The organism is Ruegeria sp. CG4 (genome assembly GCF_056537185.1).
The window spans coordinates 115,498-140,579 of record NZ_JBQFRB010000001.1 but is presented as its reverse complement, the minus strand read 5'-3'; the positions used below and the strand labels follow the sequence as shown (position 1 = coordinate 140,579).

Here is a 25,082-nt window from a genome sequence, read left to right as displayed (position 1 = left end):
TCAGGAAGGCAGGGCCAGGAATTGGGATGTGATGGTGAACCTGACGGGTAATGTTTAGGCAGCTATCGGCAGGCGTTTTGGTTGGGATGAGTTGAGCCAATCGGTCAGGATGCGTCGCATCCGATCAGATGGGACATAGACAGTGACGGGTTCCCCGATGCGAACGCGGGAACGATAGAGCCACTGCACCAACTCGGTCAGGGCATATTGTTCGCCCCACTTGTCCGCGTCCTTCTTCAAGTAGCTGCACAGAACGGGATTGGGGTGCTGATCGTAGAGATAGAACGCGTGTGAACAGTTGATGTAGTCATTGATACCTCGGGTCTGGTTGGCAACCCATTGCAGACCACCTTTCACTTTCCAATGCCCGTCTGTCTCAGACCAGCGCCCATATAGCCCTGTGCTGTTCATCATCGCACTCGCCTTCCTGCGTTTGTCTGCACCACCATCAAAGTAAAGGTTGGCCGCGCAGGTGATCATGATGTTCTCCTTCGGGGTGCCCCTGAGGGGGCCGTCAAAGTACATCTTGCGGAGTTTGCTACCCAGCGTCTTAGCAACACCGGAAGGCAGGCCCTTGGTCTGCGCGCTATGGGTCAGCTTCATGGGTTTCCCTTTGACAACCGGCAGGTCCATTGCCTCAACGGTGATCAGGTCGCGCTGGGCACGTATCCAATCTGCCTCACCTTCCCACTTCTGGACGTCGTAGGAGGCACCAATCCGGTCAAGATAAGCGGCGATCATGCTGCCCTCAGTGAGGTAGGTCAGGATTGTCAGGCTAGAGGGGGCTGTTAGGAGTGCCGTAGGGATTGCCAGAACGATAGGTCGGCCATCTTCAGCAACAAAGAGGCGACCCCTTGAGGCTTCCTGCAATAGCCGACCTAGGGTGCCTGTTAGTCCCGTGTTGGTCATTTGTTGTAGCCATAGCGGGTTCGGCGTGACTTTTCGTGTGAACGTGTCAACGGTGGCAAAGCCTGTGTCCAGCACCTGCTCCTGAAAGTTCCGCTTGCTGATGGCAGGACCAATCTCAAGGGGCGTCGGGCATTCGTCGACTACCAGACGATAGCGGTCAAGAAGACCATCCAGCGCGAGACGCTCAAGGCGTATATAAAGGGCGTGCGTACAAACGACGTTCAGGCCAGCCTTAAGCAGCCCCTCAATGTCTACCGTCTTGTTGTTGCCTTCAGGGACCGTAAGCATGGCCTCCGGGGCACCTGATACTATCCTCTGGACCTCAGACAATCGCGGGGTCACCACAAGTACAGGCATATGCGTGTCTGGGTTCCATTGTTTCAATTCGTCGATCAGTTCGGTGGTTTTTCCAGTTCCGCAAGGGCGGTCAATGAAAGTGATCTTGGTCATGTCTTCCTTTCGGTGACAGGTGATTGTGCGAGATGGGGGATTGGTTGGGAAAAGCGGCGGGCATCCCGAAGCACACCTAAGAGACGCCCGCCAAGGTCCCCTTACGGCCAAAGGATAAGAAATGTCGCAAGGGGGGAATAAAACTATCAGGTGTTATTCATGTAGTAGGTGTTGTCGATAAGCCGCTGTTTTCAGGCAGCTTTCGTGTCGATTCTAGTGCAACGCGCTGTCTCGCCTATCGAACTCAGCTATCAGCCCGGTCTCCACTGCCGACGCATCCAAACCAGCGGCCATTTCCCGCGCCTTGAGTGCCGCCCAGCTCATCTGCTCAAACCAATCAGGGTTCTCTTCGTGGGGTAGCACCTCGGCTTTCAGTTCGGCTTCAAACTCGGCTGCCCGATGTTGTCGCCACTCGGCAACCTTCATGGTCACCCATTCGCGGCGGCGTCCGGCAAGCGCATTGACAGCCTTCTGTTCTGCCCAAACCTCTTTCATGCTCTCGCTTCGCTCTTGGTTAGTAGCGGCTTGCTTGGTTTCACGCACAATCTGAGGTTTGGTCAGGGGCTTCCTGTTCTTCGCGTGTTCTTTCTGTTGCTTCCGCGTTTGCTTTGGCATCAGGGCACGGCACAGGGCTACTCTCGACTTGCTCGTGTAAACCTTCTGACAAAGTTCCACTCGCTCTGCTCTGGGCTTGTGCTTCATCTTTTTGGCTTTCCAGAGATTGGCGAAGGCGTCTTGCTGGGGGCGAGTCATTGGTTTGCATCCCATGCTCTGGGGCGTGGGCATAGTCCATGTACTTGTCATGGTATCCTTTGAGTTATGTTGGGGAGGCTGGAAGCAGAAAGGGGCGCGTGGGGCTGCCGGTATTTGGTCCTTAGCGGTGATCACTGCGGTTCTGTGTGTGCATGTATGGGGGTTTTCACGATGTGCGCCGTCAGAAACTCAGTAAGCATATGGCTACAATAAAAAATTCCGAAAAAATCGACGGCGAGACTGATGCGGGCTTCAAATGGCGTTTTGACCAACTTGCAGAACTATGCTGTCCTGCGACCGTTAAGCATTTCGATTTTCTTTTAGGACCGCGACCAACTTGTTAAGTTTGGCTTCGTCATTGCCGTAGGTTTCTAGGAGTGCGTGCTGAATGAGGTAACAACCTCAGCCGCCTCTAGCGCTAGCTTGTTATGTACTACTTTCCGCTTAGCCTCTCGAATGGAAGGCTCAACCTGCCCGATCTCTTTTTGGATGGTGTCTAGTTTTTTTGCGCCGCCCTCTTCTCCCCTCCCTTGGCCGCTGGGTTGTGCCGTAGGACACGTTCACTATCGACCTTACGGAGATTATCAAAGGTGATCGCTTCGGTCTCAGGCCTTGGGGCCTACTTGAAATGGATGACTTCGTCCTTGGACGTACCGAAGAGGAAACGCAAAAGTTTGTGACTTTTCGCCTTAACGACCCGCCCAAACTTAACAGCGGCTGTTTAAATGAACTTGCAGTGCTCAGTGCAGAGCCCAACGCCGTCATTTCTGTGCCAACTGCGTGGTGCGGGTGCATTCGGCAGGTAGCAGCCCTAAGTTGCCCATTGATTTGGGTATCAAAGGTCGGGACATCGGAGCAACCCTACTTAGTGCAAGCGTGGCTAGCCGCAAACAAAACCGTCGTCGAACTTCCTAGTCGCGCTGGATAATCCCAGTGATGGCAGCCGCGCCCAGCGCGGTGATTACCCAGCCCATGACCAACATAATGCCTTTGAGCCCCCACAGAAGCGAGCCCCAAGGGCCACGAGTCGTCGAGGGAGCCCAAGCGCTTGTTTGGCCGAAGTCGATGATTGGGATGACCATGTCAACGGCATAGAGATAGCGGTTAAAGGTCTCCCAATCCCTGCCTGGCGCGATGTCTTGCCAACGAATGATTTCACTGTCTGCTGGGGACCAGTCAATCGGCTCGGCTGCTCCGCTCCAGACTTTTGCCGGATTGTTTTCTAACGAGTGAAGAGACAGCCACCCTCGGGAACTCAAAATGGGGCCAGAATTAGGCGCGAAAGAACCTTCTTTCCACGCGTAGTGTGCCGGCACAATTGCAATACAGATTAGTACGAACAGCCAACCGAGGCTGCGAAATGGATGGTTGCCGTAGCCGACTACCCCACGCAATATAACATCATAGGCCCAAAACGCAGCATTTCTAAAGTCGCGCCACAGGCTTTTAAAGGCCACGTCGATGTCACCATTGGGCGTGATCCGCGCATTCCGGCGGATTTGTCTGTAGGTCAACTGCTCTCGCCTTGATAGAATTTTGCGCGCAGCATTGTCATCGCCCATATTGCGCAAAACTTTTGCGAATTGAGTGAAGGGCTGCGGATAGAACGCTCTTTCGCCGAAGCTGCCGTATTCGAGCCACTCAATGCGCTGCTTGACATTTGTAAGTGTGGAGAGGCGATCATAGGTGAAACCAACTAATGATGGGCTCGTTTCGTCCGGCCAAAACGTAAGGTCATCTGCAAGAAATCTCGCATAAGCATTGGCAAGGTTTACCGGGCGGGAACCTTTCTCGCGGAATCCAATAAAAAGACCGCCTTCGATCCGGGCGCCTTCCGCATCGAGGGAATAACCTTCCCTCGCTTGCAACTGCGCTCGTTCGATTGCGACGTTCCTGCCGATTTTTGCGCCGAAGAGCCGGATGGTGGATTTTGCGATGGCGTCGCGCAATAGGACGCTGCCTTCAATCTGCGCTCCTTCCGCAGTGAGGGCATAACCTTTTGCCGCTTCCAACTGTGCTCTGTCGCTTTCGAGGCTGCCACCGATCTTCGCGCCAAAGAGCCGGATGGTGGATTTTGCGACAGCTTCGCGCAGAAGGACGCTACCTTCAATCTGCGCGCGTTCCGCAGTGAGGGCATAACCTTTTGCCGCTTCCAACTGTGCTCTGTCGCTTTCGAGGCTGCCACCGATCTTCGCGCCAAAGAGGTAGATCGTGGACTTTGCAGTGATATCACACAGAATGACGCTCCCTTCAATCTGCGCCTCCTCCGTATTGAGGGCAAAACCTTCCCTCGCTTCCAACTGCGCTCGGTTGGCTATGAGGCTACCACCGATCTTCGCGCGAAGAAGTTGGATGGTGGATTTTGCGATGGCGTCGCGAAGAAGGACGTCCCCGTCAATCTGAGCGCCCTTCGCTATGAGTGCAAAACCTGCCCTCGCTTCCAACTTCGCTCGGTCGCTCTCGAGGTTGCCACCAATCTTCGCGCCGAAGAGCCGGATGGTGGATTTTGCGATGGCTTCGCGCATAAGGACGCTCCCATCAATCTGCGCGCCTTCCGCACTGAGGGCACTACCTACCGTCGCATCCAACTGCGCATGGTCGAATTCGAGATTGCCGCCGATCTTCGCGTAAAAAAGGCGGATGGTGGATTTTGCGATGGCGTGGCGCAGTAATACGCTCCCTCCAATCTGCGCGCTACCCGCATCGAACGCATTACCTACCGTCGCTTCCAACTGCGCACCGTCGGTTGAGATGCTGCCACCGATCTTCGCGCCACAGAGCCGGATGGTGGATTTTGCGATGGTGTCGCGAAGAAGGACGTCGGTATCAATCTGCGCGACTTCCGCATCAAGGGCACAACCTTCCGTTTCTTCCAACTGCGCACGGTCGGTTGAGAGGCCGCCACCGATCTTCGCGCCGTAGAGCCGGATGGTGGATTTTGCCATGGCGTCGCGAAGAAGGACGTTCCCGCCAATCTGAACGCCTTCCGCATTCAGGGCATAACCTTCTGCCGCTTCCAACTGCGCTTGGTCGAAATCGAGGTTGCCACCGATCTTCGCCCCAAAGAGCCGGATGGTGGATTTCGCCATGGCGTCGCGAAGAAGGACGTTCCCGCCAATCTGAGCGTCTTCCGCAGTGAGGGCATAACCTTCTTCCGCTTCCAACTGCGCTTGGTCGAAAACGAGGTTGCCGGCGATATTCGCGCGAAAAAGGTGGATGGTGGATTTTGCGATGGCGTCCCGCAGAAGGACGCTGCCTTCAATCTGCGCGCCTTCCACATTGAGGGCATCACCTAGCGTCGCTTCCAACTGCGCTCGGTCGGTTGAGAGGCTGCCACCGATCTTCGCGCCGAAGAGCCGGATGGTGGATTTTGCGATGGCGTCGCGCAATAGGACGCTGCCTTCAATCTGCGCGCCTTCCGCAGTGAGGGCATCACCTTCCGTTGCTTCCAACTGCGCACGGTCGCCTTCGAGGCTGCCACCGATCTTCGCGCCAAAGAGGTAGATCGTGGACTTAGCAGTGATATCACTTAGAAAGACGCTGCCTTCGATCTGCGAACCCGACGCATTAAGCCCAGCGAGATGGCTACCTGAAAGACAAATAAGTCCAAATGAGCCCATTCGCGCCTCAATGGGTGAATCTATTCTGCATGACCTAAGCTCTGTAATGCCCCGAGCCTTGGCAAAATTCAGGTCAAGCGTACCAGTGACATACCCACCCTTTATTGCAATGCCTAAATCGGCAACTTCGCAGTCTTTGCAGCCACCAGTGATAAGATAGCGTAAAACGTGGGCCCGAATGTTGCGGTTTGGAGGAGGTGCGCCTTCGGGCGGGACCTCTTCCCCGAGGATGCAAGCCTCGCCTGCGACGCAAGCGGCGATCACTTTTTCCTCGGCTGGAGTAAGGCCGTCTGGCAAGTTTCCAATGTCAGCGTAGGTTCGGATCAAGCTCATGGAGTCTTTTGGAATTCATTCCTTGCTAAGGCTTGTCATTGCCCCAAGAAGTGAGACATCAACGCATAAAAAACTGCACCATTCTCATTGTACTGTAAAGCGGCCAGATATACTTGTAATTTTGGTGGCTAACCCTGTATTTTCAGGCACATGCATTTTGTTTCGTAGCTAAGACTCTCTGGCTAGAATTCACTAAGCCAGTGCGAACCTTATGAGTGTGTTTTACTAACCACTTTGAGACAGCCGAATAAGATGAACGGAGGAGACGGTCAGACTATTCAAAGTCCGCTTCCTGCTGAGATTAGTAAAAAACTCCAGTTTTGGCCAAAACCTGCGAAAAAATTACCCATTGAGTGGCGGTTGAAGTTTTTTGGCTAGGGGGTCAGCCTCAGCATTGGTTCCGCAATGTGGGAGGCTGTCATGGCCTGCTCTGGGCAAGTGGCGTCAACATTGCTGACGCGATCGAAATCCGCGAAGAAGCGAGTGGGCCGAATTCTCGAGTTATTCAACATTATTTGCTTAAACCCGCCATTGGGTTCAACCGTTCTGCGAACGCAGCGAACGGCAACTGCGTGGCTAATGTGCGTGCGCAGATGGGCCACTATGGCCTCCCTCCCGGGTGTAGTTAGGATTCGCTAAGGTGCTTCTCTGGTCATGCTATCGGGTTCTGACGGTGCTTTCCGGTACTGCTGCTTGCGTTGATCGCATGCCCTATGCCTAGAGATGCGATGCCGAATGCCAGCACCGAATAGAAGTTGATGGGTTGCCCCCGAAAAACCTCGCAACGTGATTCCAAAAGGTGTTATATTTCAGCTACCTGAGAGTTGCCTGAGGTGGCGACTGAGGTACAGGTTAATGGTGTGCTGATCTGTACACCCTGTTACACAGACACCCAGCCGCTCAGGAAAAAGATTGTGGCAGTTTGGTGCGCTGTCTGCGCCTCTAGTGGTGCCTGACGACGCAAAAAGGATTGTATGTCCCCTGCATGTCCCTTGTTTTCTGCGCTCTGGTGGCCTGATGGTGCCCTGAACGGTGACATGAGGCCACCTTAGGTGTGCTGTTTGTGTGCTGTTAGCAGGTTCCACATGGGGGCACCGGGGGGTAAGCGCTGCATCTATATCTATCTCTGCCACTAACATTTTTTAGCCAAAAATAAGGAACGTGATGGCGGTAAAGACCATGAAAGAAATGAGCATTTAACCAACCCCACCAACACCTTAGCAGAACCTTTTGGGGTCCCTTCTACGGTCAACTTTTAGGTTCCGCAGGTCGATGGCCCTGAATGCTTCTAGATAAGGCAACCTGTAGGCTTGCTCAGGGGCTTCCTGATGAGTGTGTGATGGTGGGTTAAGGTTCGACCACTCTCATCAACCAACCAAAGCCGAGAGGCTCTAGGGTGCCCCTGATGGTTCGCCTGAATAATTCAGGTGCCCTATCAGGTGCTAACCTTAAGGTGCAGACTTACCTGTTCTTGCGAACATGGTGATGAAGTATCAGCCGGAAGTGATGGCAAGCTATCATCAATCCTCAATTGGTCTTTCGGAGCGAATGCGACCCTTGAGTGTCCCCTGATGGAGCCCCTTAAGAAGGGACTGAACTAAAACTTTTATCTAACGGAAATACTTCATTAACTTACTTATTTATAACAATAAAATTGCACCCTAGGAGAGCTCATCTCTCCTAACCTGCTTCGGTGTCATCTAGTTTCAAGCGTGAAAATTGGGTGCGAAGTCTCTCCCGATTTCCATAGCTGCGCTTTGAACTCTTCAATGACAGCAGGCTGCGTGAAGTATGGCATATATCGCTTCACTTCAGAGTGTTGCTCGCCAAAGTCTGAAGCGAGAAAATCCGCCCTTGTGCCGCGAAGAAAAGCCTCCCACGGGACCAGCAGCATGGTTGCGAAGCACTCAGCCTCAGCTTCTTCCATAGTATCCACCACCTGCTGAACCTCACCTTTTGTTCCAATCAACTGTGACGAGTTCTGAGCAAGTAGCTGAGGCTCGAAAACCAACTCCCCGTCGGAATTTAGTTGGTCCCTGTGAAGTACGTAATGGCCAATTTCATGCGCTATAACGTGCCTACAGAAATGGACGCCTTTTGTCAGTTTGGTGTATCGGTCTTCCTCACAATGAAGAGTAACGCCGTCGGTTTCACCAACAATAACTGCGAATGCGCCTTGGGCTGTTGCCGGTAATACTTCGGAAATTCGATAATCAAAGTCGTCATTTCTTACAGCCAACTCTTCAAGGGTTTTTTCCAAGTTCAATTTGTGAGTTTCCTCTGCGAAGTCTCGACGAAAACGGCTCGCCAAAATACAGACCTCAACGAACCTTTCGAGTTGCAGGTTCACCCGCTTCGTTTTTGACTTACGGCTTTTGGGGCCTTTTCTGCTTTGAAACATTAGCGCAGAGACACGCTCTCCCGTCTCTGCTTCGATGATCTGCTGGATTTCTGCGACTGCTTTGGGCGAAAGATCTTTACCGAATTGCCGCAGCAACGTCACCACACTCGGGTGCTCGGACTTTTGCGCCTGTTCTTTCCTCATCCCGTTGGAAAAGCTGGCAAGTTTTCGGAGGTTGTGCGCTTCCGCTCCGGTAGTATCGAGGACCCTTAAGTAAACCCGGAGTACATCGTCGCTGATAGCGGCGCGCTGATACTCGATATTGCTAATTCGCGAAAGCGACCATCCAGTTAGCTCTGCAAAAGCAGACTGCGTGATGCCACGCTCCGCGCGTATCTTTTGAACGGCTCTTCCAAATCCTGATCGCATGATTTCGCCCGCCTTAACTTTACCGATTTTGTGTGAAGTACGCTATATTGATCGGCAACACCCAGTCAATACCATATCTGGTTGGCTCAACTACGCCCCCCCAACCAATAACGTTAACCTTATTCGTGGCACCCGCTCGGTAGCAAAAGCCTGCATACCCGAGTAATTAAGCTACGACCTATCTATTAAGCTGGTCTAACCACATGAGCAGCAATCCTAGACGTTGATTGGTCATAGCTAAACTAGTTAGAAACCCGGCTGTTATCAGCCACCAGCGAAACTGTTCAACCTGTACGCAGCAGCAGAGTATACTCGCCTGTCAATCCGGGAATACTTGCCTAAGAAGTTGTCGATTTCCACTAGATCAGCATCGGCCAAGTGTGGATCGAATACTACTCATGACGTCTCAGAGATCGTTAAGAAGGCCACTATTCGACTAACTGAACTTCCTATCAATTTTGCTAGCCAGCGCAGCAGCGGCTTCTTGGAGTTCGCGCATCTTCAGCGTTTCGTCCTCCAATTCGGATGCTGCATCCCCCGGCTTGACTCTAGACCTGGCTTTAACAAGTTCACCGAGCGCTTCACGCCAAGCGTTACCTTTGTCCGCATAGGCGGTTATGTCGATGCCACTTGCAGTACAACGTACGCGGAATAAGGCCCGCCGACTGTCTACGGAGAACCAATCTAACTCGTACTTTTCGAGATCAACATCTGCTCCTGTTGATTTCACGTACAATGCGTGGGCATACTTTATGCCTGACGCCCGGAGTTCGACTGAAGCCGCAACTACGTCGTAGAGAAGTTCCAACAATTCTTCTCGGTTGCGTGCCTTACGATCATTTCTTGCGGTCATACTCGGCAATACGAAATCTCGAAGCACACTGATTAAACCCGTCGTCGCGCCAACCGTTGCGGCAATGCCAACCCAATCCATTGAAAAAATCACCTCACGTCATGTGGGTGGAATGTAAACGCCTTTTCGCTTTGACTGAAAGGACTTGGTTGGCTGATTTAAAGTCCAGCCTTCACGCCCCACCTAGCGAACTCTCTAAGCCGCGCCTCACGCCCACCGTAAGTATTCTCCGCAACCGACTGAGCGGAGTGCCCTAGGTACCCCTGACGCACCTCTACAGGTGCCCCTGCATCCCTTAGCTTGTCGCTTGCCCTATGCCGCAGCCCGTGGACCTTCATGCGCTTATCGTCGGTGTTCTTTCTCACCGCTTTCATCAGCGCTGCTGAGGCAGCCGTAGGGCCTCCGTCACGACCATAAGAAGGGAACAGTGGCTCCTCACCCTTTCGCCCCTCTATGCGCGCCCTGAGGGATTCCCTGAGGCTGTCTGAGGCTATCGGAACGTACCTGTCACTGTTGCTGTTCTTGATACCGTTGATTTCATTTGGGGTGACTAGGATGGATGGCGTTTCCCCGGTCAGGTCCACATCGCGTACGCGTAGACCACAGGCCTCGCCAAGCCGCATCCCAGTACCTTTAAGCACCCGCCACAGGTCAGGTAAGTCTTTGCTTCGTCCACCCTCAAGTGTCGCTTGCACGGCACCCACAACACTGTCAGGCAACGGCACACTCTTATCTAGTGAACTGACCTGCTCTTTGGGCCATGAAAGACGTTCGAAGGGGTCGCGCGCCGTTAGTATTTCCAATTCCCTAACGGCATGGCGATAAGCTGCGGCCACGATAATCATCTCACGTTGACACGATTTGAGCGCTAAAGGTTCGCCGTTGTTTTTCTTAAGCCCTAGTAGATAGTCCTTAAAGGCGCGCGCCGTCAGTCGGTCGATGCTCTCAATAGTCACGTCGTCCAGAGGTTTCCCTAAGGCGTCGCTTAGTCGGCCAAAGGTGCGGTCAATTCTGACCATCTCTTTCCGGTCATCAGCAAGCCCATTGTCTTTCGCATAAATGTCCCGCATGTCGGTCAGTGTCGGCTTCGGGGGTTCCTGATTGGGGTTCAGGACAGCAGCTACAACTTCGGGGGCTTCTCCACGGGCAGCCAGACTGTGCCCCACCACCCCACGGGTCCAGCTATCGTCGGGGTCCAACCCCTGAACACCTTCCATGTATTGCTCTGCTAGGCGCTGGGCGTCGATGAACTTCTGAGTGGCCGACCTAGTGTCAACCTCAGGGTGTCGTCTTAGGGTGTCCTCGACAATCGAGTCAAAACTCCCCAAGTGAAATTGGTACTCGCGCTGGAAAGCTGCCCCCTCACGCGCCTTAATGTGTTTCTGATAGGCGTCCTCACCGCGAATTTCACGCACTCGCTTGGGCCACCTTCTGCGGAAACGCCATTGAGTATCGCTGATAGGGTCGATGTACTTGATCTTCATTCTAAGGGCCATTGTGTGCTGTCCATGTGTGCTGTTTGCGTTATGCGACACACTCGGAAAAAGCTGAATACCCTTGTTTATATGGCCAAAAACTAACCGATCAAGCTAGTTCTGGTGCGGTCGAGAAGACTCGAACTTCCACGGGAGTTACCCCACAGCGACCTCAACGCTGCGCGTCTACCAATTCCGCCACGACCGCACTGCCAGTGACTTGGTAGGGGGCGTATAGACGCTGATGAAGACGTTGTGAAGAGGCAAAAGACACCTGTTTGAAATCCCCTGCCCTCTGCTTATCTAATCAACCAAACCGACTACAGGATTCCCGCGCAGGAGCTCTCGATGACAACATCCGATCCCCGTCCCGTTGTTCAGATCGACATCATTTCGGATGTGGTATGCCCATGGTGTATTGTGGGATTTCGTCAGCTTGATCTTGCTTTGCAACAAACAGGTGTGCTTGCCCGTCTTCGGTGGCATCCGTTTGAGCTGAACCCCGCCATGCCGCCGGAAGGTCAGAACCTGAGAGAGCATATTGTCGAAAAATACGGCTCGACACGTGAACAAAGCCAGCAGGTACGCGAACGGCTGACAGCGCTGGGGGCTGAGCTTGGGTTTACCTTCAACTTCAACGATGACAGCCGGATCGTGAATACCTTTGCCGCACACCAATTGCTGGATTGGGCAGAACATGAGGGGCGTCAGCATCCGCTGAAACTGGCTTTGTTTGATGCCTATTTCACGCAACAGCAGGATGTCTCGGACATTGATGTATTGATGCAGGTAGTGCGAGCGGCAGGTTTGAACCCTGACGCGGCACGGGACGCACTGGCTGGCGGCACCCACGCGGCTGCCGTGCGGGAAAAGCAGCAATTCTGGACAAGCCGGGGTATTTCAGGTGTTCCGGCTATGGTGTTTGGGGGCAAGTACCTGCTGACCGGCGCTCAGGGTCAGGACACGTATGCTCAGGTATTGCAGCGATGCCTGTCCGAAGCCGCCTGACCCCTTTTCCCTGACCCCTGCGCAGGATAAGAGGCCGGTATGGAATGGAAGATCACCGAAGGGCTGACCGAATACGAAGACGCCGTGGCCTTCATGGAGGCGCGCGTGGCCGCGATCGCCTCGGGCGACGCGCAGGAGTGTATCTGGTTGCTGGAACATCCCCCGCTTTACACGGCGGGGACATCCGCGCGTATTGAGGATCTGACCGATCCGGAACGGTTTCCTGTTTACCAAAGCAAACGCGGCGGCGAATACACCTATCACGGACCAGGCCAGCGTGTGGCCTATGTCATGCTGGATCTCAACGAACGTGGCCGGGATGTGCGCAGGTTTGTGAAACAGCTGGAAAACTGGGTGATTTCAGCACTTGCCGAATTCAACGTCCGTGGAGAGATCCGCGACGGTCGTGTCGGCGTCTGGGTGCGGCGGGATGACAAGCCGCTTACCGTTACGGGCCAGCCTGCCGAAGACAAAATTGCGGCCATTGGGCTACGCCTGCGGAAATGGGTCAGCTTTCATGGAATTTCGATCAATGTCGAACCTGATCTTGATCATTTTACGGGCATCGTTCCGTGCGGCATCACCGAATATGGGGTGACATCCCTTGTCGATCTGGGGCTGCCGGTGACACTGGCGGATGTGGATTCTGCCCTCCAGAGAACCTTTGACGACGCTTTTTCTGCGGGTGATTCCTGACGGATCGGTCGATGGCGCGGTACCGATTGCCCAACGTGAAGTAACAATCACCGACTCCTCTGGCATCTGTTTCCCGGTCAGTGGGTTCATTAACCATTATTACCCACATTTCCGGTGATATTTATGCAAAGTTTAATTCTGATCGATACAAAGAAGACGTTAACGAGTAGTATGAGTTCACCGTTCTAAAGTGAGTGGTATGTTAACCGGTGATCACGGGCTTGCCCGGAGAATCCGAATATGTGTTTGGTTACGAGTCTGCCGTTCCGACCCCAAATCGGAACGGCAATTCTCATTAAACGCATGTTTCACTGATGTCCAAAGCGGGAAGATGCGGGACAGAATTGGTCAGTTCGCTCCAACTCCAGCGTTGCGTGCGTAATCCCAAATCGGTCTTTCAGGCTCTGCCTGATCCTTGATCTGACGGCCCCGGCGTCGGACCAGGACACCTCGTCTACAATGACATGTGCGGTCAGCGCCGGTTCGCGCTCCTGCATGCTCCAGATATGCACGTGGTGTACGGCGGTTACGCCTTCGGCCTCTTCGATGGCCGTGGCAACCTGTTCCGGCTCCAGATCGGGGGGCGCCCCCAGCATGAGAACCCGGATCGTTTCACCGATCTCACCTTTGACATGCCAAAGGATGTAGACCGAGATCATGATCGTGACTGCGGGATCGACCCATGTCCAATCAAACACAATGACCGATGTTCCGGCGATAATCACGGCAACAGACCCCAGCGCGTCTGCCACGTTGTGCAGGAAGGCCGCCCGGATATTCATACTCTCCTTGGCCATTGAGTAGGTCAGTGCCGCAGTGATGAGGTCGACGACCAAAGCAATCCCGGCAATCCAGACGACAATCCAGCCATTGACCGGTTCCGGCTGGATGAACCGCGTGACACCTTCGTACATCAGGTAGACGGATAGCACGATCAGAGTTGTATAGTTGATCAACGCTGCCACGACCTCGGCCCGGCCGTATCCGAAACTCATGCGCGGGTCGGCGGGTCGCCGTGCGATCTTGCGGGCGAAAAAGGCGATGACCAGCGCTGCGGCATCCGACAGGTTGTGCAGCGCATCGGCGATCAGCGCGAGCGAGCCGGACAGAATGCCGCCCACAATCTGCGCCAGTGTAAGGAACAAATTGACGGCGATTGCCCAGGCGACACGGGCATCTCCGGCCTTTGGGTCGATGTGATGATGGTGGCTGTGACCAGAGTGCGAGTGCTGATGTGCCATGTAAAGAGCGCCTGTTGTTTCGGTCCTTAAAGCAATGTAATTCCTCTAGTAACTAGAGGTTCAAGTGACAGGCCAACAAAATGTACTCAATCGGTGATTTGTCCCGCCATACCGGGGTCAAGGTTCCCACCATCCGATTTTACGAAGAAAAAGGGCTGTTGCCCAAACCTGCGCGAACAGCCGGAAATCAGCGGCGTTATGATGCGGCTGCACTGCGGCGCTTGCAGTTCATCCGCCACACGCGCGATCTTGGGCTGCCCCTTGCCGAAGTCGAAGCTCTACTGACCCTGGAAGGCGCGCAAGGGGATGACCTGAACCGCGCGCATGACATCGCCGAGCGTCAACTGGCTGACATCCGCGACCGGATCGCACGTCTGGCCCGGCTGGAAAAAGAACTGGCCCGCATCACCAAAGCATGTGACGGGCATCATGATCATGTCTGTGCCGTTCTGCATGCATTCGGGGATCATGACACCTGCGATGGGGCGCATTAGAGTCATGTCAGAGATGCGCGAATTTTCTCGGCATGTTGGGCGATGAGGTCGAAATCACCCATATTTCCCGGCGGGCGCATCGAAACGCCCTCGTGCCGAGGCAGGACATGGAAATGCAGGTGGAAAACCTCCTGTCCGCCTGCGGCTTCGTTGAACTGCTGAATAGTGACGCCGTCCGCGTCAAAGGCCGCCTTTACCGCCCTCGCCATTTTCTGCACGGTCGCCATTGCAGCAGCCAGTTGCTCGGGTGAGGCATCCAGAACGTTTCGGCACGGTGTTTTGGGTATGACCAGAAGATGACCGTCCGAGCGTGGCATAATATCCATGAAGGCAAGCGTGTCATCGTCTTCGTAAACACGGGTCGCTGGGATTTCACCACGCAGGATCTTGGCGAAGATGTTGTCATTGTCGTAGCCCGTCATGGCATTTCTCCCGATTTGGTGCTGCTACCCGTTCTGCGACCCAACCCGCCGGGGGTCAAGCACGGAAACGGGAACCGGGCGTACCTCTTGAAAACCGTACTGCAATGGCCAAATAGCAGGCACCACCGGGTCAAAAATGTCGTGGAAGCCTCCTGCCCGCGACAATTAATCTTGATCCAGATCAAACTCGACCATTGAAGGTCGTCCCCTCGCAATCTAAAACCAGCAGGAATCCCGCGCGTTGGAGAGGTCCGACTGCGCGGTAGTGTTGTAACAGGAGGCACCTAAATGGCAGACGCAGCCATTCATGGTCACGAGCATGAAGACAATCGCGGTTTCTTTACCCGCTGGTTCATGTCGACCAACCACAAGGACATCGGGATTCTCTACCTGATCGTTTCGGCCCTGGCCGGTCTGATCTCGGTTCTGATGACCGTCTACATGCGGCTTGAACTGATGCACCCCGGTGTTCAGTACATGTGCCTGGAAGGCTTCATGGCCGACCCGTGCACACCCAACGGACACCTATGGAACGTGATGATCACCTATCACGGTGTTCTGATGATGTTCTTCGTGGTCATCCCCGCCCTGTTTGGCGGATTTGGCAACTATTTCATGCCGTTGCAGATCGGTGCACCGGACATGGCCTTCCCGCGGATGAACAACCTGTCCTTCTGGCTTTACGTCGCGGGTACCTCGCTCGGTGTGGCTTCGCTTCTGGCTCCGGGCGGCAACGATCAGGCCGGTTCGGGCGTGGGCTGGGTTCTGTATCCGCCGCTGTCGACGACCGAGGGCGGCATGTCCATGGACCTTGCGATCTTCGCCGTGCACGTATCGGGCGCCTCCTCGATCCTCGGCGCGATCAACATGATCACCACCTTCCTTAACATGCGCGCCCCGGGCATGACACTGTTCAAGGTGCCGCTGTTCAGCTGGTCGATATTCGTCACTGCATGGCTGATTCTGCTGTCGCTGCCGGTTCTGGCAGGCGCGATCACCATGTTGTTGATGGACCGCAACTTTGGCTTCACCTTCTTTGATCCGGCCGGTGGCGGTGACCCGATCCTGTATCAGCACATCCTGTGGTTCTTTGGGCACCCGGAAGTGTACATCGTGATCCTGCCTGGTTTTGGCATCATCAGTCATGTCATCGCGACCTTCTCGCGCAAACCGATCTTCGGCTACCTGCCGATGGTTTGGGCGATCATCGCGATTGGTGTTCTGGGTTTCGTCGTTTGGGCGCACCACATGTACACCGTTGGCATGTCGCTGCGTCAGCAGGCATACTTCATGCTTGCCACGATGGTCATCGCGGTTCCGACAGGCGTTAAGGTCTTCTCGTGGATTGCGACGATGTGGGGCGGTTCCATCGAATTCAAGACACCGATGCTGTTCGCCTTCGGCTTTCTGTTCCTGTTCACCGTCGGCGGTGTGACCGGCGTTGTACTGTCACAGGCGGGTGTGGACCGTGCCTATCACGACACCTACTACGTTGTGGCGCACTTCCACTATGTGATGTCGCTGGGTGCCGTGTTCGCGATCTTTGCCGGTGTCTACTTCTACTTCAGCAAGATGACGGGCCGTCAGTACTCCGAGTTCTGGGGTAAGGTTCACTTCTGGATGTTCTTCATTGGCGCCAACCTGACCTTCTTCCCGCAGCACTTCCTGGGCCGTCAGGGCATGCCGCGCCGCTACATCGACTACCCCGAGGCATTTGCCCAGTGGAACTTCGTATCGTCGATTGGCGCGTTCATCTCGTTCGCCTCGTTCCTGCTGTTCTTCGGCATTGTCATCTACGCCCTGCTGCGTGGCGCGAAAGAGACACGTCCGAACCCGTGGAACGAATACGCGGATACGCTGGAATGGACCCTGCCGACGCCGCCGCCCGAGCACACGTTCGAGCAGCTGCCCAAGCAGGAAGTCTGGGACAAGGGCCACGCCCACTAATCCCTGAAAGCACGACTTAGAAGCCCCGCCAATTTCGGCGGGGCTTTTCTTTTGAAACCTTCGGACATTTCGGGAATATCGCCAGAAGGCCAAAAATCGGCTATTCTGTTTGCGGTTGGTCATCCGGCAATCCGGAGGTACGCAATGCCCGAAATTGATTTCTGGTTCTCAATAGGTAGCACATACAGTTTTCTGACGGTGATGCGTCTGGATGAATGGTGTGCAGAACATGATGCGACGGTGCATTGGAAACCGTTCAACGTGCGAACCATCATGTCCGAACAACAAAACATTCCATTTGCCGGAAAACCCACAAAGTCAGCCTACATGTGGCGGGATATCGGACGGCGCGCGGCAAAGTACCGGCTTCATGCCAAGCTGCCTGCCCCTTACCCGATTTCCGATCTTGCCCTTGCCAATCAGGTCGCCCTTCTGGGCATGCGCGAGGGCTGGGGCAAGGACTTTACCCAGAACCTCTATCGCATCTGGTTTGAAGATGGCGTCGAAGCAGGCAGCGAAACTGCCCTGTCCGAGGCCCTGTTCAGATGTCAGCAGGATCCGCGCCTTGCACTGTCCCGCGCGCGCAGCCCGGAAATCTCGGAGGCGCTGGTATCCGAGACCGAGAACGCCACCCAGCTGGGCGTATTTGGCGCGCCGAGCCTCGTTGTGCGCGGTGAGGTGTTCTGGGGCGATGACCGGCTGGATGATGCATTGTCGTGGGCGCGTGTCGGCCACGTGATCTGATCTTTTGGCCATCGACTTCGGGTGTCGATGCGCTATTTTTTCACCATGCCTTATCAATGGACGCAGACATCAGACACAGAGCAGGAATTGCGCCTTTGGCCGCATAATTCGCTGCCACCCCGCTGGGCGATGCGGTTCATCCTGTTGGTGTTTGCCTTCGGGCTTATTCCGATGCTGGCGGTGCTGGGGTCGGTGCTGCTGTGGGGGCTGCTTCCTTTCATGCTACTCAGCGTTCTGGGCCTGTGGCTGGCCATTCAGACAAACTACCGCGCCCGCAGCGTCTTTGAGGTTCTGACGCTGAGCGGCAGCCAGGCCCGTCTGGTCCACCACCACCCCCGAACCGGTCGTAAGGAATGGAAGTGCAACCGATATTGGGCCCGGCCTGAAATGCACCAACGCGGCGGGCCTGTTCCACATTACGTCACCCTGACCGGCGACGGCCGCCAGGTGGAAATCGGCTCATTTCTGTCCGAGGAAGAGCGCATCGCGCTTTATGACGAGCTGATACAAAAACTGCGCGAACCTGTCGCGCAGCAATTGGCGCAGTAAACGTCGAAGTGACAGGTCAGCTGTTGCTGGCCGCGCAAAGCTGATCCTTGACCATCGGTCCGACCTTGCCGAAATCCATCTGGCCGGTATAGCGGGTTTTGAGTTCGCCCATCACCTTGCCCATATCACGGATCGAACCGGCGCCTGTCGCGGTGATCGCGGTCAGAATGGCCTGGTTCACTTCGTCATCATCCAGCTGCTTTGGAAGAAATTCCTCGATCACATCAACTTCGCGCAGTTCGCGTTCTGCCAGATCCAAGCGCCCGCCCTCTTCATAGGCGCGTGCGCTTTCCTTGCGCTGCTTGGTCATTTTACCAAGGATTTCAAGTACCTCGGCATCACCGCAACCTTTTGCTTCTTCGTTGTCCGAACCCCGTGTTGCGATGTCGCGGTCCTTGATCGCCGCGTTGATCAGCCGCAGCGTCGATAGACGCTCGGCCTCCTTGTCTTTCATTGCTTGCTTCAGGGCTGCATTCACCCTTGATCGCATATCCATCTGCTCAATCCATCCCCAAGATGAAGGAACCCCGACCATATCGAAACAAAAAGCGCGACACAACCGGGGTCGAATATATCTAAGTCATTGATATTAAACAATTGCCCAAAAATTGAACAGGCTTGACCCAGCGGCCCAACCCCCTTAGGAATGCGCCGATTTACCCTGCAGGAGAGTCGCGCCATGGCCCAGAACGCCCCGTCCAAGCCCACCGCATGTCTGGCATTGGCCGACGGAACACTGTTCTACGGCACAGGCTTTGGCGCCACCGGCCAGACCGAAGCCGAGCTGTGTTTTAACACCGCCATGACCGGTTATCAGGAAATCATGACCGACCCCTCATACGCGGGACAGATCGTGACCTTTACATTCCCTCATATTGGGAATGTAGGTGTGAACCCCGAGGATGACGAGACCGGCGATCCGGTTGCGGCAGGGATGGTGGTCAAATGGGACCCGACCGAGCCGTCGAACTGGCGTGCCGCAGACGAGCTTAAGACCTGGCTGACGCAACGCGGGCGAATTGCGATTGGCGGCATTGACACCCGGCGACTGACCCGTGCCATTCGGCAGCAAGGTGCGCCTCATGTGGCGCTGGCCCACGATCCGGACGGTAATTTCGATATCGAGGCTCTGGTCGCCGCAGCCCGTGGGTTTGCCGGTCTGGAGGGCATGGACCTGGCCAAGGATGTGACCTGCGCGCAAAGCTATCGCTGGGACGAAATGCGCTGGGCCTGGCCCGACGGTTACTCACGCCAGACAGCCCCCGTGCACAAAGTCGTGGCGCTGGACTATGGCGCCAAGCGCAACATCCTGCGGTGCCTGGCTTCGGCCGGATGTGACGTGACCGTTCTGCCCGCGACGGCAACCGCTGCCGAGGTTCTTGCACACGATCCGGATGGCGTCTTCTTGTCCAACGGTCCGGGCGATCCCGTCGCCACCGGCGAATACGCTGTTCCCATGATCAAAGAGGTACTTGAGACCACGGACCTGCCCATCTTTGGCATTTGTCTGGGCCATCAGATGCTGGCGCTGGCGCTTGGCGGCCAAACCGTCAAGATGAACCACGGTCATCATGGCGCAAACCACCCGGTCAAGGACATGGAAACCGGCAAGGTCGAAATCACCTCGATGAACCACGGTTTCGCCGTTGACGCTCAATCCCTGCCCGATGGCGTCATTGAAACCCACCGGTCGCTATTTGACGGTTCGAACTGCGGTATTCGCATGACGGACCGCCCGGTCTATTCAGTGCAGCATCACCCCGAAGCATCGCCGGGGCCGCAGGACAGTTTCTACCTGTTCGAACGCTTTGCGGATGCAATGGCCGCGCGAAAAGAAAAGGCTTAGCCGCCTGCCTTTGCCGGATTAACCGGCCATTAACTATGTTGAAGCAACCCTGACGTGCGTAATCGCGTCAGGGTTTATTAATGGTCGAACTGAACTTACAGCAACTTGCTCCGGCAGAACCGGTACCGGCACTGGGGCTGCGCAAACCTCTCGGCCTCTATTTGATGGAACGCGGCCTGATCACCCGCGCGCAACTGGATCACGCATTGCTGCTCCAATCACGACAGCAGGCCCCCTTGGGCGAGATATTGGTGAGCGAGGGCTGCGTCAGCCGGCAGGATGTCTTGCTGGCCTTGTCCAAACAAACAGGCCTGCAAATCGCGGATCTGGAAGAAACGCCGCCATCCCCTGATCTGGTCGATCTGAAACCTGCGTCCTTCTGGCTTAAGAACCATGTCATACCGTGGGTCAGACTGGGTCCGATCCTTCTGGTTGCCACTGCCCGGCCAGACCATTTCGATGCCATTGCAGCAGAATTTGAGGCAAGCCGATATACATTGATTCCCGTTCTGGCGGCACCAGATCAGGTTGGCACGGCGATATCCCGACTATTCTCCCAAGATCTGGCCCGGGCGGCCGAAACCCGTGTGGACCCGCTGCACAGTTGCCGCACCTGGACAGCCCGGGCACGCACCGGACCAGTCGCAGGCGCAATCGCCCTGTTGGCGACAATGATCGCAATCCCAACGATCGGTTGGTCCGTTCTGGTGTTTGCGGCGGTCTGCACGTTGTTCCTGTTCTGGGTCCTGAGATTGTCCGGGTTGCTGGCCTTCTTGACGTCAAAGACAGCTCGGACATCGGAACAGGAAGGACCCAGGGTGTCACGCACTCGCCAGCCCTATGTGTCGATCATGGTGCCTTTATACAAAGAAACCGAGATTGCCGACGCGCTGATCCAACGACTGCGGCGGCTGACATACCCCAAAGCACTGTTGGACGTTATTCTGGTGCTCGAAGAAGACGACGCCGTTACCCGCGAAACACTGTCACGCGTTGATCTGCCCAGTTGGATGCGCACCGTGGAAGTCCCGGAATTGAACGGCTTGACCACCAAACCCCGCGCGATGAACTACGCCCTAGATTTCTGCCGCGGCGATTTGATCGGGGTCTGGGATGCCGAGGACGCGCCGCAACCGGATCAGATCGAACGCGTGGTCGATCACTTTGAACATGCGCCGCCAGATGTCGTGTGTCTGCAGGGTGTGCTGGATTACTACAACCCGCGCACCAGTTGGAGATCACGGTGCTTTACAATCGAATACAACAGCTGGTTCAGGGTAATCCTGCCTGGTATTGCCCGATTGGGCCTTGTGGTCCCGCTGGGCGGCACCACCTTCTTTTTTCGCCGGGACAAATTGGAGGAGTTGGGCGCCTGGGACGCGCACAATGTCACCGAAGACGCCGATCTGGGTGTCCGGTTGTACCGCGCCGGGTATCGGACCGAGATGGTGGACACAACAACCTTTGAAGAGGCGAACTTTCGGACCTGGCCCTGGGTCAAACAACGCTCGCGCTGGCTCAAGGGTTTCATGGTGACCTATCTGGTCCACATGCGCACACCGGTTGGTTTGTTGCGGGATCTGGGATTGCTTCGCTTTTTGGGCGTTCAGGCGTTTTTTCTGGGAACTTTGGGGCAATTCCTTCTTGCCCCTGTCCTTTGGGTGTTCTGGCTGTTGGCGATGGGCATATCCGTACCGCTGCCGCAGGGGCTGACGCAAGAAGGTGTCACAGTCCTTTTCAGCCTGTTTCTTGCAGCCGAACTGACCAACGTCATGGTCGGACTTGTCGCCGTCGCAGCAAGGGAAAGGCGTTTCCTGCTGCCTTGGGTGCCGACGATGATCCTGTATTACCCGTTGGGCGTTCTGGCGGCCTACAAAGCGCTATGGGAGCTGATCTGGAACCCATTTTTTTGGGACAAGACCCAACACGGACAGGCGGCCGAGGAACAGCTGCCCTCCTGAATTCAGGACTCGCGCCGGACCGCATCCTGTTTGAGGCGGGTCATGAACGCGATCGAGATGTGTTCCCGCAACGCCTGACTTGCAGCATCTTCATCACGTGCCGCGATCGCTTCGACAATTCCCTTGTGTTCATTCTGGGCGATTTCACCCCGGCCCTGCACGGCAAGCGATGTCGTGGCCATCAGGGCCATCGTGCGATGCACCAGATCCAGTTGCTGAACCAGATATCGGTTGTGCGACGCCAAATGAATCTGTTCGTGAAACCGCCGGTTGGCACGCGACAGGGCCGTCGGATCATCGACCAGTTCGTCATCTGCCAGAACCATGTCCTGAAGAACTTTGATTTCCTCTTCCGTTGCGTGTTTGGCGGCTAGACGGGCTGCCAGCGCCTCGAGTTCGCGGCGCACGACGTACAATTCAGCCATCTGGTTGTGATCCAGCGATGCCACGATAAGTGATCGCCCGTCCCTTTCCAGCAGGGATTGTGTTTCCAGTCGCTGCAAGGCTTCGCGAATCGGGGTGCGCGACACGCCAAAACGTTCCGCCAGTTCGCTTTCGACAAGCCGATCGCCGGGCTTGTACACGCCAACATCAATGGCTTCGAGAATCAGGCTGTAGGCATCTTTGTTGGGTTGGCGGGTCTGGCTCATTTTGTCTTTCGTCTCCTCGTTCGGTCATGTCTATCCGCCACTTGGCCTTCCAATCAAGTGAAGCATTGAAATCCGCAGCACCGGACCCTAAACCATAACCATGGTCAAACCTGCATTTGCTCATGTCACCCAGTGGGTGTTCGATCTCGACAATACGCTGTATCCGCCCCATATGCGCCTGTTCGATCAGATCGAGGTGCTGATGACGGATTATGTCGTGCGCACTCTGGGTGTGGACCAGGCCGAGGCGGATCGTTTGCGATCAGAATACTGGCGCCGGTACGGCACTACGCTGGCCGGGTTGATGGCCGAGCACGACCTTGACCCTGATCCATATCTGCATGCGGTCCATCAGGTGGACATGAGCCATATGGATCCGGACGCGGAACTGGCCGCCCATATCCGCTCACTTCCCGGTCGCCGCATCGTCTATACCAATGGCAGCGCGCCCTATGCGGAACGCGTTTTGGCGGCACGCGGTCTGAGCGGGTTGTTTGATGCGGTCTATGGTGTCGAACACGCCGGATACCGCCCAAAACCGGAAAAAGCCGCTTTCGAGGCGATTTTCGCGCGAGACGGCATTCGCGCCGAACAGGCCGCGATGTTCGAGGACGACCCGCGCAATCTGGCAGCCCCGCACGAGATGGGAATGCGCACGGTCCATGTGGCACCTGAACCGCACACTGCGGAGCATATCCACCACCATACAGACGATCTGACCCAGTTTCTCGGACGCCTGGTCTGACAGGGCAACCTGCGACGATCTGCTCATTCTGCACCTGCATCATCGTTCCTATATCCGCCTTAGCGACGAACAGAACGGAGATCTCCAATGAGCGCGATCGAAATGTCCCCGCGCCTGCCTGTCTGGCAGCGCCTGTTGTTTGCCATTCCCTTGTTTGGATGGATGGCCCGCGATGTGAAAGACGGCGCGCCCGAGGATCTGGGCTATACCGCCGCCGCCATCGTCAGCATGTGGGGCTGTTCCATCCTTCTGTTCGGTCTTCCGGGGTTGTATCTGCCCGCACTTGCGATGGTGCCGGTGATGTTCCTGATCCTGTTGCTGATTTCGCGGGGTTAGGAACCGGGACAGGATGTCACTTGGCGCCCGGGCCGCAACACCACTAGGGTCTGCGGACAACGGAGAATTTCGCGATGACTGACAGTTGTGACATCCTGATATCAGGTGGCGGTATCGCCGGTCTGACCGCCGCCGCTGCCTTTGGGGCAGCCGGATTTGACGTAATCTGCGTCGACCCTGCCCCGCCCGTGACAGAGCGCGACGTTGAAGGGTCAGATCTTCGAACAACGGCGTTTCTGCAACCCGCTCGGGTTTTGCTGGAACAATGCGGGCTGTGGCAACGCCTGGATGCGCACGCCGCCCCTTTGCAGATCATGCGCATCGTGGATGCCGGCGGTGACGTGCCTGAACCGCGTGTCGTTCGCGACTTTGATGCCTCGGACATTTCCGACCAGCCTTTCGGCTGGAACCTTCCCAATTGGCTGCTGCGCAGGGAAATGGTGGCGCGGCTGGCCGAGTTGCCCAATGTGGATTTCAGGCCCGGAACCGGCACCACCAGTCTGTTTACCCGCACCGCCGAAGCCCGCGTCGGGCTTAGTGATGGCGCCCGGGTTCGCTGCCGTCTTGTGATCGCAGCAGACGGGCGCAATTCACCCATGCGAGAGGCCGCAGATATCGGCGTCCGAACAACACGCTATGGTCAGAAAGCGCTGGCTTTTGCGGTCACGCACCCGGTACCGCACGAAAACGTATCAACCGAAATCCACCGGTCCGGCGGGCCATTCACTCTGGTTCCGTTGCCCGACTGGCAGGGTCAGCCCTCCTCTGCGATTGTCTGGATGGAACGTGGTCCTCGTGCGGTCGAGCTCATGAACCTCGACGCCCCGGATTTCGAGGCAGCCATGACCCGGCGATCCTGCGAATTGTTCGGACCGCTCAAGTTAGCGTCGCGCCGCACGATCTGGCCGATCATCAGTCAAGCGGCCGAGCATCTGTCCGGTGAAAGACTTGCCCTGATGGCCGAGGCCGCACATGTGGTTCCGCCGATCGGGGCCCAAGGTCTGAACATGTCGCTGGGGGATCTGCGGTGCCTGCTGGATCTGGCGCAGGCGCGACCGGACGGGCTGGGTGATGCCCAGATGCTGGCGGCCTACCACAAAGCGCGCCACACCGAGATCGAATTGCGTGTCAAAGGAATCGACCTGCTGAACCGCGCCTCCATGATCGAAGCGCGCCCATTGCGTGACGCCCGCGCAATGAGCCTGAATGCCCTTTATTCACTGGCGCCGGTGCGCAAAACGCTTATGCAAATGGGCCTCGGCATGCGCTGAGGCCCGATT

21 protein-coding genes and 1 tRNA gene are annotated in these 25,082 nt (G+C 55.9%); 11 read left to right on the top strand and 11 right to left on the bottom strand.

Annotated features, from left to right (window positions below):
• Positions 1-54 precede the first annotated feature (54 nt).
• The 7 genes from ACR0J2_RS00705 to ACR0J2_RS00675 all read right to left on the bottom strand — a co-directional run bounded on the left by ACR0J2_RS00705 (position 55) and on the right by ACR0J2_RS00675 (position 11,371).
• Positions 55-1,359: a P-loop NTPase family protein gene (locus ACR0J2_RS00705; protein WP_480811392.1), complete on the bottom strand. Its 1,305-nt coding sequence runs from the start codon at positions 1,357-1,359 to the stop codon at positions 55-57.
• Between the two features lie 213 nt (positions 1,360-1,572).
• Entirely contained in the window at positions 1,573-2,112 is a 540-nt protein-coding gene (locus tag ACR0J2_RS00700; protein WP_480811391.1) for a hypothetical protein, read from the bottom strand.
• A 911-nt stretch (positions 2,113-3,023) separates the two neighbouring features.
• Positions 3,024-6,065 (bottom strand): hypothetical protein, encoded by a 3,042-nt coding sequence (locus ACR0J2_RS00695; protein WP_480811390.1) that lies wholly within the window; start codon positions 6,063-6,065, stop codon positions 3,024-3,026.
• 1,696 nt (positions 6,066-7,761) lie between these two features.
• On the bottom strand, positions 7,762-8,835 hold the full coding sequence (locus tag ACR0J2_RS00690) for a helix-turn-helix domain-containing protein (protein WP_480811389.1): 1,074 nt from the start codon (positions 8,833-8,835) through the stop codon (positions 7,762-7,764).
• 436 nt (positions 8,836-9,271) lie between these two features.
• On the bottom strand, positions 9,272-9,769 hold the full coding sequence (locus ACR0J2_RS00685; RefSeq protein ID WP_480811388.1) for a hypothetical protein: 498 nt from the start codon (positions 9,767-9,769) through the stop codon (positions 9,272-9,274).
• A gap of 77 nt (positions 9,770-9,846) precedes the next feature.
• Positions 9,847-11,172 (bottom strand): tyrosine-type recombinase/integrase, encoded by a 1,326-nt coding sequence (locus tag ACR0J2_RS00680; RefSeq protein ID WP_480811387.1) that lies wholly within the window; start codon positions 11,170-11,172, stop codon positions 9,847-9,849.
• Between the two features lie 112 nt (positions 11,173-11,284).
• Positions 11,285-11,371, bottom strand: a tRNA-Leu gene (locus ACR0J2_RS00675).
• Between the two features lie 140 nt (positions 11,372-11,511).
• On the opposite strand from ACR0J2_RS00675, the gene ACR0J2_RS00670 reads away from it, so the two are divergent.
• The gene (locus tag ACR0J2_RS00670; protein WP_480811386.1) at positions 11,512-12,171 is read left to right on the top strand and encodes a DsbA family oxidoreductase; all 660 of its coding nucleotides are present in this window, start codon (positions 11,512-11,514) and stop codon (positions 12,169-12,171) included.
• 39 nt (positions 12,172-12,210) lie between these two features.
• A complete protein-coding gene (gene lipB / locus ACR0J2_RS00665) occupies positions 12,211-12,867 on the top strand; it encodes a lipoyl(octanoyl) transferase LipB (RefSeq protein WP_480811385.1) in 657 nt (218 codons plus the stop codon).
• Positions 12,868-13,175: 308 nt separating this feature from the next.
• On the opposite strand, the gene ACR0J2_RS00660 is transcribed toward lipB, so the two are convergent.
• Positions 13,176-14,108, bottom strand: a complete 933-nt coding sequence (locus ACR0J2_RS00660) for a cation diffusion facilitator family transporter (RefSeq protein WP_480811384.1) — start codon at positions 14,106-14,108, stop codon at positions 13,176-13,178.
• Positions 14,109-14,188: 80 nt separating this feature from the next.
• On the opposite strand from ACR0J2_RS00660, the gene ACR0J2_RS00655 reads away from it, so the two are divergent.
• Positions 14,189-14,602, top strand: coding sequence for a MerR family transcriptional regulator (locus ACR0J2_RS00655; protein WP_170616409.1), 414 nt, complete (start codon positions 14,189-14,191; stop codon positions 14,600-14,602).
• 2 nt (positions 14,603-14,604) lie between these two features.
• On the opposite strand, the gene ACR0J2_RS00650 is transcribed toward ACR0J2_RS00655, so the two are convergent.
• Complete coding sequence (locus tag ACR0J2_RS00650; RefSeq protein WP_170616411.1) at positions 14,605-15,024, bottom strand: HIT family protein; 420 nt, start codon at positions 15,022-15,024, stop codon at positions 14,605-14,607.
• Positions 15,025-15,312: 288 nt separating this feature from the next.
• Between ACR0J2_RS00650 and ctaD the strand changes: the two genes are divergently transcribed.
• The 3 genes from ctaD (at position 15,313) to ACR0J2_RS00635 (ending at position 18,264) form a co-directional block, all read left to right on the top strand.
• Complete coding sequence (ctaD, locus tag ACR0J2_RS00645) at positions 15,313-16,971, top strand: cytochrome c oxidase subunit I (protein ID WP_170616413.1); 1,659 nt, start codon at positions 15,313-15,315, stop codon at positions 16,969-16,971.
• 144 nt (positions 16,972-17,115) lie between these two features.
• Entirely contained in the window at positions 17,116-17,715 is a 600-nt protein-coding gene (locus tag ACR0J2_RS00640) for a DsbA family protein (protein ID WP_480811383.1), read from the top strand.
• A 45-nt stretch (positions 17,716-17,760) separates the two neighbouring features.
• Complete coding sequence (locus ACR0J2_RS00635) at positions 17,761-18,264, top strand: DUF2244 domain-containing protein (RefSeq protein WP_480812017.1); 504 nt, start codon at positions 17,761-17,763, stop codon at positions 18,262-18,264.
• A gap of 16 nt (positions 18,265-18,280) precedes the next feature.
• Here the strand turns inward: ACR0J2_RS00635 and ACR0J2_RS00630 are convergent, their stop codons facing one another.
• Positions 18,281-18,760: a GatB/YqeY domain-containing protein gene (locus ACR0J2_RS00630; RefSeq protein ID WP_170616417.1), complete on the bottom strand. Its 480-nt coding sequence runs from the start codon at positions 18,758-18,760 to the stop codon at positions 18,281-18,283.
• Positions 18,761-18,943: 183 nt separating this feature from the next.
• Between ACR0J2_RS00630 and carA the strand changes: the two genes are divergently transcribed.
• On the top strand, positions 18,944-20,110 hold the full coding sequence (carA, locus tag ACR0J2_RS00625) for a glutamine-hydrolyzing carbamoyl-phosphate synthase small subunit (protein ID WP_480811382.1): 1,167 nt from the start codon (positions 18,944-18,946) through the stop codon (positions 20,108-20,110).
• A gap of 80 nt (positions 20,111-20,190) precedes the next feature.
• Positions 20,191-22,071, top strand: coding sequence for a glycosyltransferase (locus ACR0J2_RS00620; protein ID WP_170676580.1), 1,881 nt, complete (start codon positions 20,191-20,193; stop codon positions 22,069-22,071).
• Between the two features lie 2 nt (positions 22,072-22,073).
• Here ACR0J2_RS00620 and ACR0J2_RS00615 read toward each other — a convergent pair whose 3' ends face one another.
• Entirely contained in the window at positions 22,074-22,721 is a 648-nt protein-coding gene (locus ACR0J2_RS00615; protein ID WP_170616423.1) for a GntR family transcriptional regulator, read from the bottom strand.
• A 100-nt stretch (positions 22,722-22,821) separates the two neighbouring features.
• Between ACR0J2_RS00615 and ACR0J2_RS00610 the strand changes: the two genes are divergently transcribed.
• From ACR0J2_RS00610 to ACR0J2_RS00600, 3 genes are all read left to right on the top strand, one after another.
• The gene (locus tag ACR0J2_RS00610) at positions 22,822-23,466 is read left to right on the top strand and encodes a pyrimidine 5'-nucleotidase (protein WP_170616425.1); all 645 of its coding nucleotides are present in this window, start codon (positions 22,822-22,824) and stop codon (positions 23,464-23,466) included.
• Positions 23,467-23,553: 87 nt separating this feature from the next.
• Positions 23,554-23,802, top strand: coding sequence for a hypothetical protein (locus tag ACR0J2_RS00605; protein ID WP_170616427.1), 249 nt, complete (start codon positions 23,554-23,556; stop codon positions 23,800-23,802).
• A gap of 74 nt (positions 23,803-23,876) precedes the next feature.
• Positions 23,877-25,073 carry a UbiH/UbiF family hydroxylase gene (locus ACR0J2_RS00600; protein WP_480811381.1) on the top strand — a complete coding sequence of 399 codons (1,197 nt, stop codon included), beginning with the start codon at positions 23,877-23,879 and terminating at the stop codon, positions 25,071-25,073.
• The last annotated feature ends 9 nt before the right edge of the window (positions 25,074-25,082 follow it).

What these genes read in the sequence shown, in the direction of transcription:
- ACR0J2_RS00705 (WP_480811392.1), bottom strand. Translation starts at nt 1,359, where the DNA reads ATGACCAAGATCACTTTCATTGACCGCCCTTGCGGAACTGGAAAAACC.
- ACR0J2_RS00700 (WP_480811391.1), bottom strand. Translation starts at nt 2,112, where the DNA reads ATGACTCGCCCCCAGCAAGACGCCTTCGCCAATCTCTGGAAAGCCAAA.
- ACR0J2_RS00695 (WP_480811390.1), bottom strand. Translation starts at nt 6,065, where the DNA reads ATGAGCTTGATCCGAACCTACGCTGACATTGGAAACTTGCCAGACGGC.
- ACR0J2_RS00690 (WP_480811389.1), bottom strand. Translation starts at nt 8,835, where the DNA reads ATGCGATCAGGATTTGGAAGAGCCGTTCAAAAGATACGCGCGGAGCGT.
- ACR0J2_RS00685 (WP_480811388.1), bottom strand. Translation starts at nt 9,769, where the DNA reads ATGGATTGGGTTGGCATTGCCGCAACGGTTGGCGCGACGACGGGTTTA.
- ACR0J2_RS00680 (WP_480811387.1), bottom strand. Translation starts at nt 11,172, where the DNA reads ATGAAGATCAAGTACATCGACCCTATCAGCGATACTCAATGGCGTTTC.
- ACR0J2_RS00670 (WP_480811386.1), top strand. Translation starts at nt 11,512, where the DNA reads ATGACAACATCCGATCCCCGTCCCGTTGTTCAGATCGACATCATTTCG.
- lipB (WP_480811385.1), top strand. Translation starts at nt 12,211, where the DNA reads ATGGAATGGAAGATCACCGAAGGGCTGACCGAATACGAAGACGCCGTG.
- ACR0J2_RS00660 (WP_480811384.1), bottom strand. Translation starts at nt 14,108, where the DNA reads ATGGCACATCAGCACTCGCACTCTGGTCACAGCCACCATCATCACATC.
- ACR0J2_RS00655 (WP_170616409.1), top strand. Translation starts at nt 14,189, where the DNA reads ATGTACTCAATCGGTGATTTGTCCCGCCATACCGGGGTCAAGGTTCCC.
- ACR0J2_RS00650 (WP_170616411.1), bottom strand. Translation starts at nt 15,024, where the DNA reads ATGACGGGCTACGACAATGACAACATCTTCGCCAAGATCCTGCGTGGT.
- ctaD (WP_170616413.1), top strand. Translation starts at nt 15,313, where the DNA reads ATGGCAGACGCAGCCATTCATGGTCACGAGCATGAAGACAATCGCGGT.
- ACR0J2_RS00640 (WP_480811383.1), top strand. Translation starts at nt 17,116, where the DNA reads ATGCCCGAAATTGATTTCTGGTTCTCAATAGGTAGCACATACAGTTTT.
- ACR0J2_RS00635 (WP_480812017.1), top strand. Translation starts at nt 17,761, where the DNA reads ATGCCTTATCAATGGACGCAGACATCAGACACAGAGCAGGAATTGCGC.
- ACR0J2_RS00630 (WP_170616417.1), bottom strand. Translation starts at nt 18,760, where the DNA reads ATGGATATGCGATCAAGGGTGAATGCAGCCCTGAAGCAAGCAATGAAA.
- carA (WP_480811382.1), top strand. Translation starts at nt 18,944, where the DNA reads ATGGCCCAGAACGCCCCGTCCAAGCCCACCGCATGTCTGGCATTGGCC.
- ACR0J2_RS00620 (WP_170676580.1), top strand. Translation starts at nt 20,191, where the DNA reads ATGGTCGAACTGAACTTACAGCAACTTGCTCCGGCAGAACCGGTACCG.
- ACR0J2_RS00615 (WP_170616423.1), bottom strand. Translation starts at nt 22,721, where the DNA reads ATGAGCCAGACCCGCCAACCCAACAAAGATGCCTACAGCCTGATTCTC.
- ACR0J2_RS00610 (WP_170616425.1), top strand. Translation starts at nt 22,822, where the DNA reads ATGGTCAAACCTGCATTTGCTCATGTCACCCAGTGGGTGTTCGATCTC.
- ACR0J2_RS00605 (WP_170616427.1), top strand. Translation starts at nt 23,554, where the DNA reads ATGAGCGCGATCGAAATGTCCCCGCGCCTGCCTGTCTGGCAGCGCCTG.
- ACR0J2_RS00600 (WP_480811381.1), top strand. Translation starts at nt 23,877, where the DNA reads ATGACTGACAGTTGTGACATCCTGATATCAGGTGGCGGTATCGCCGGT.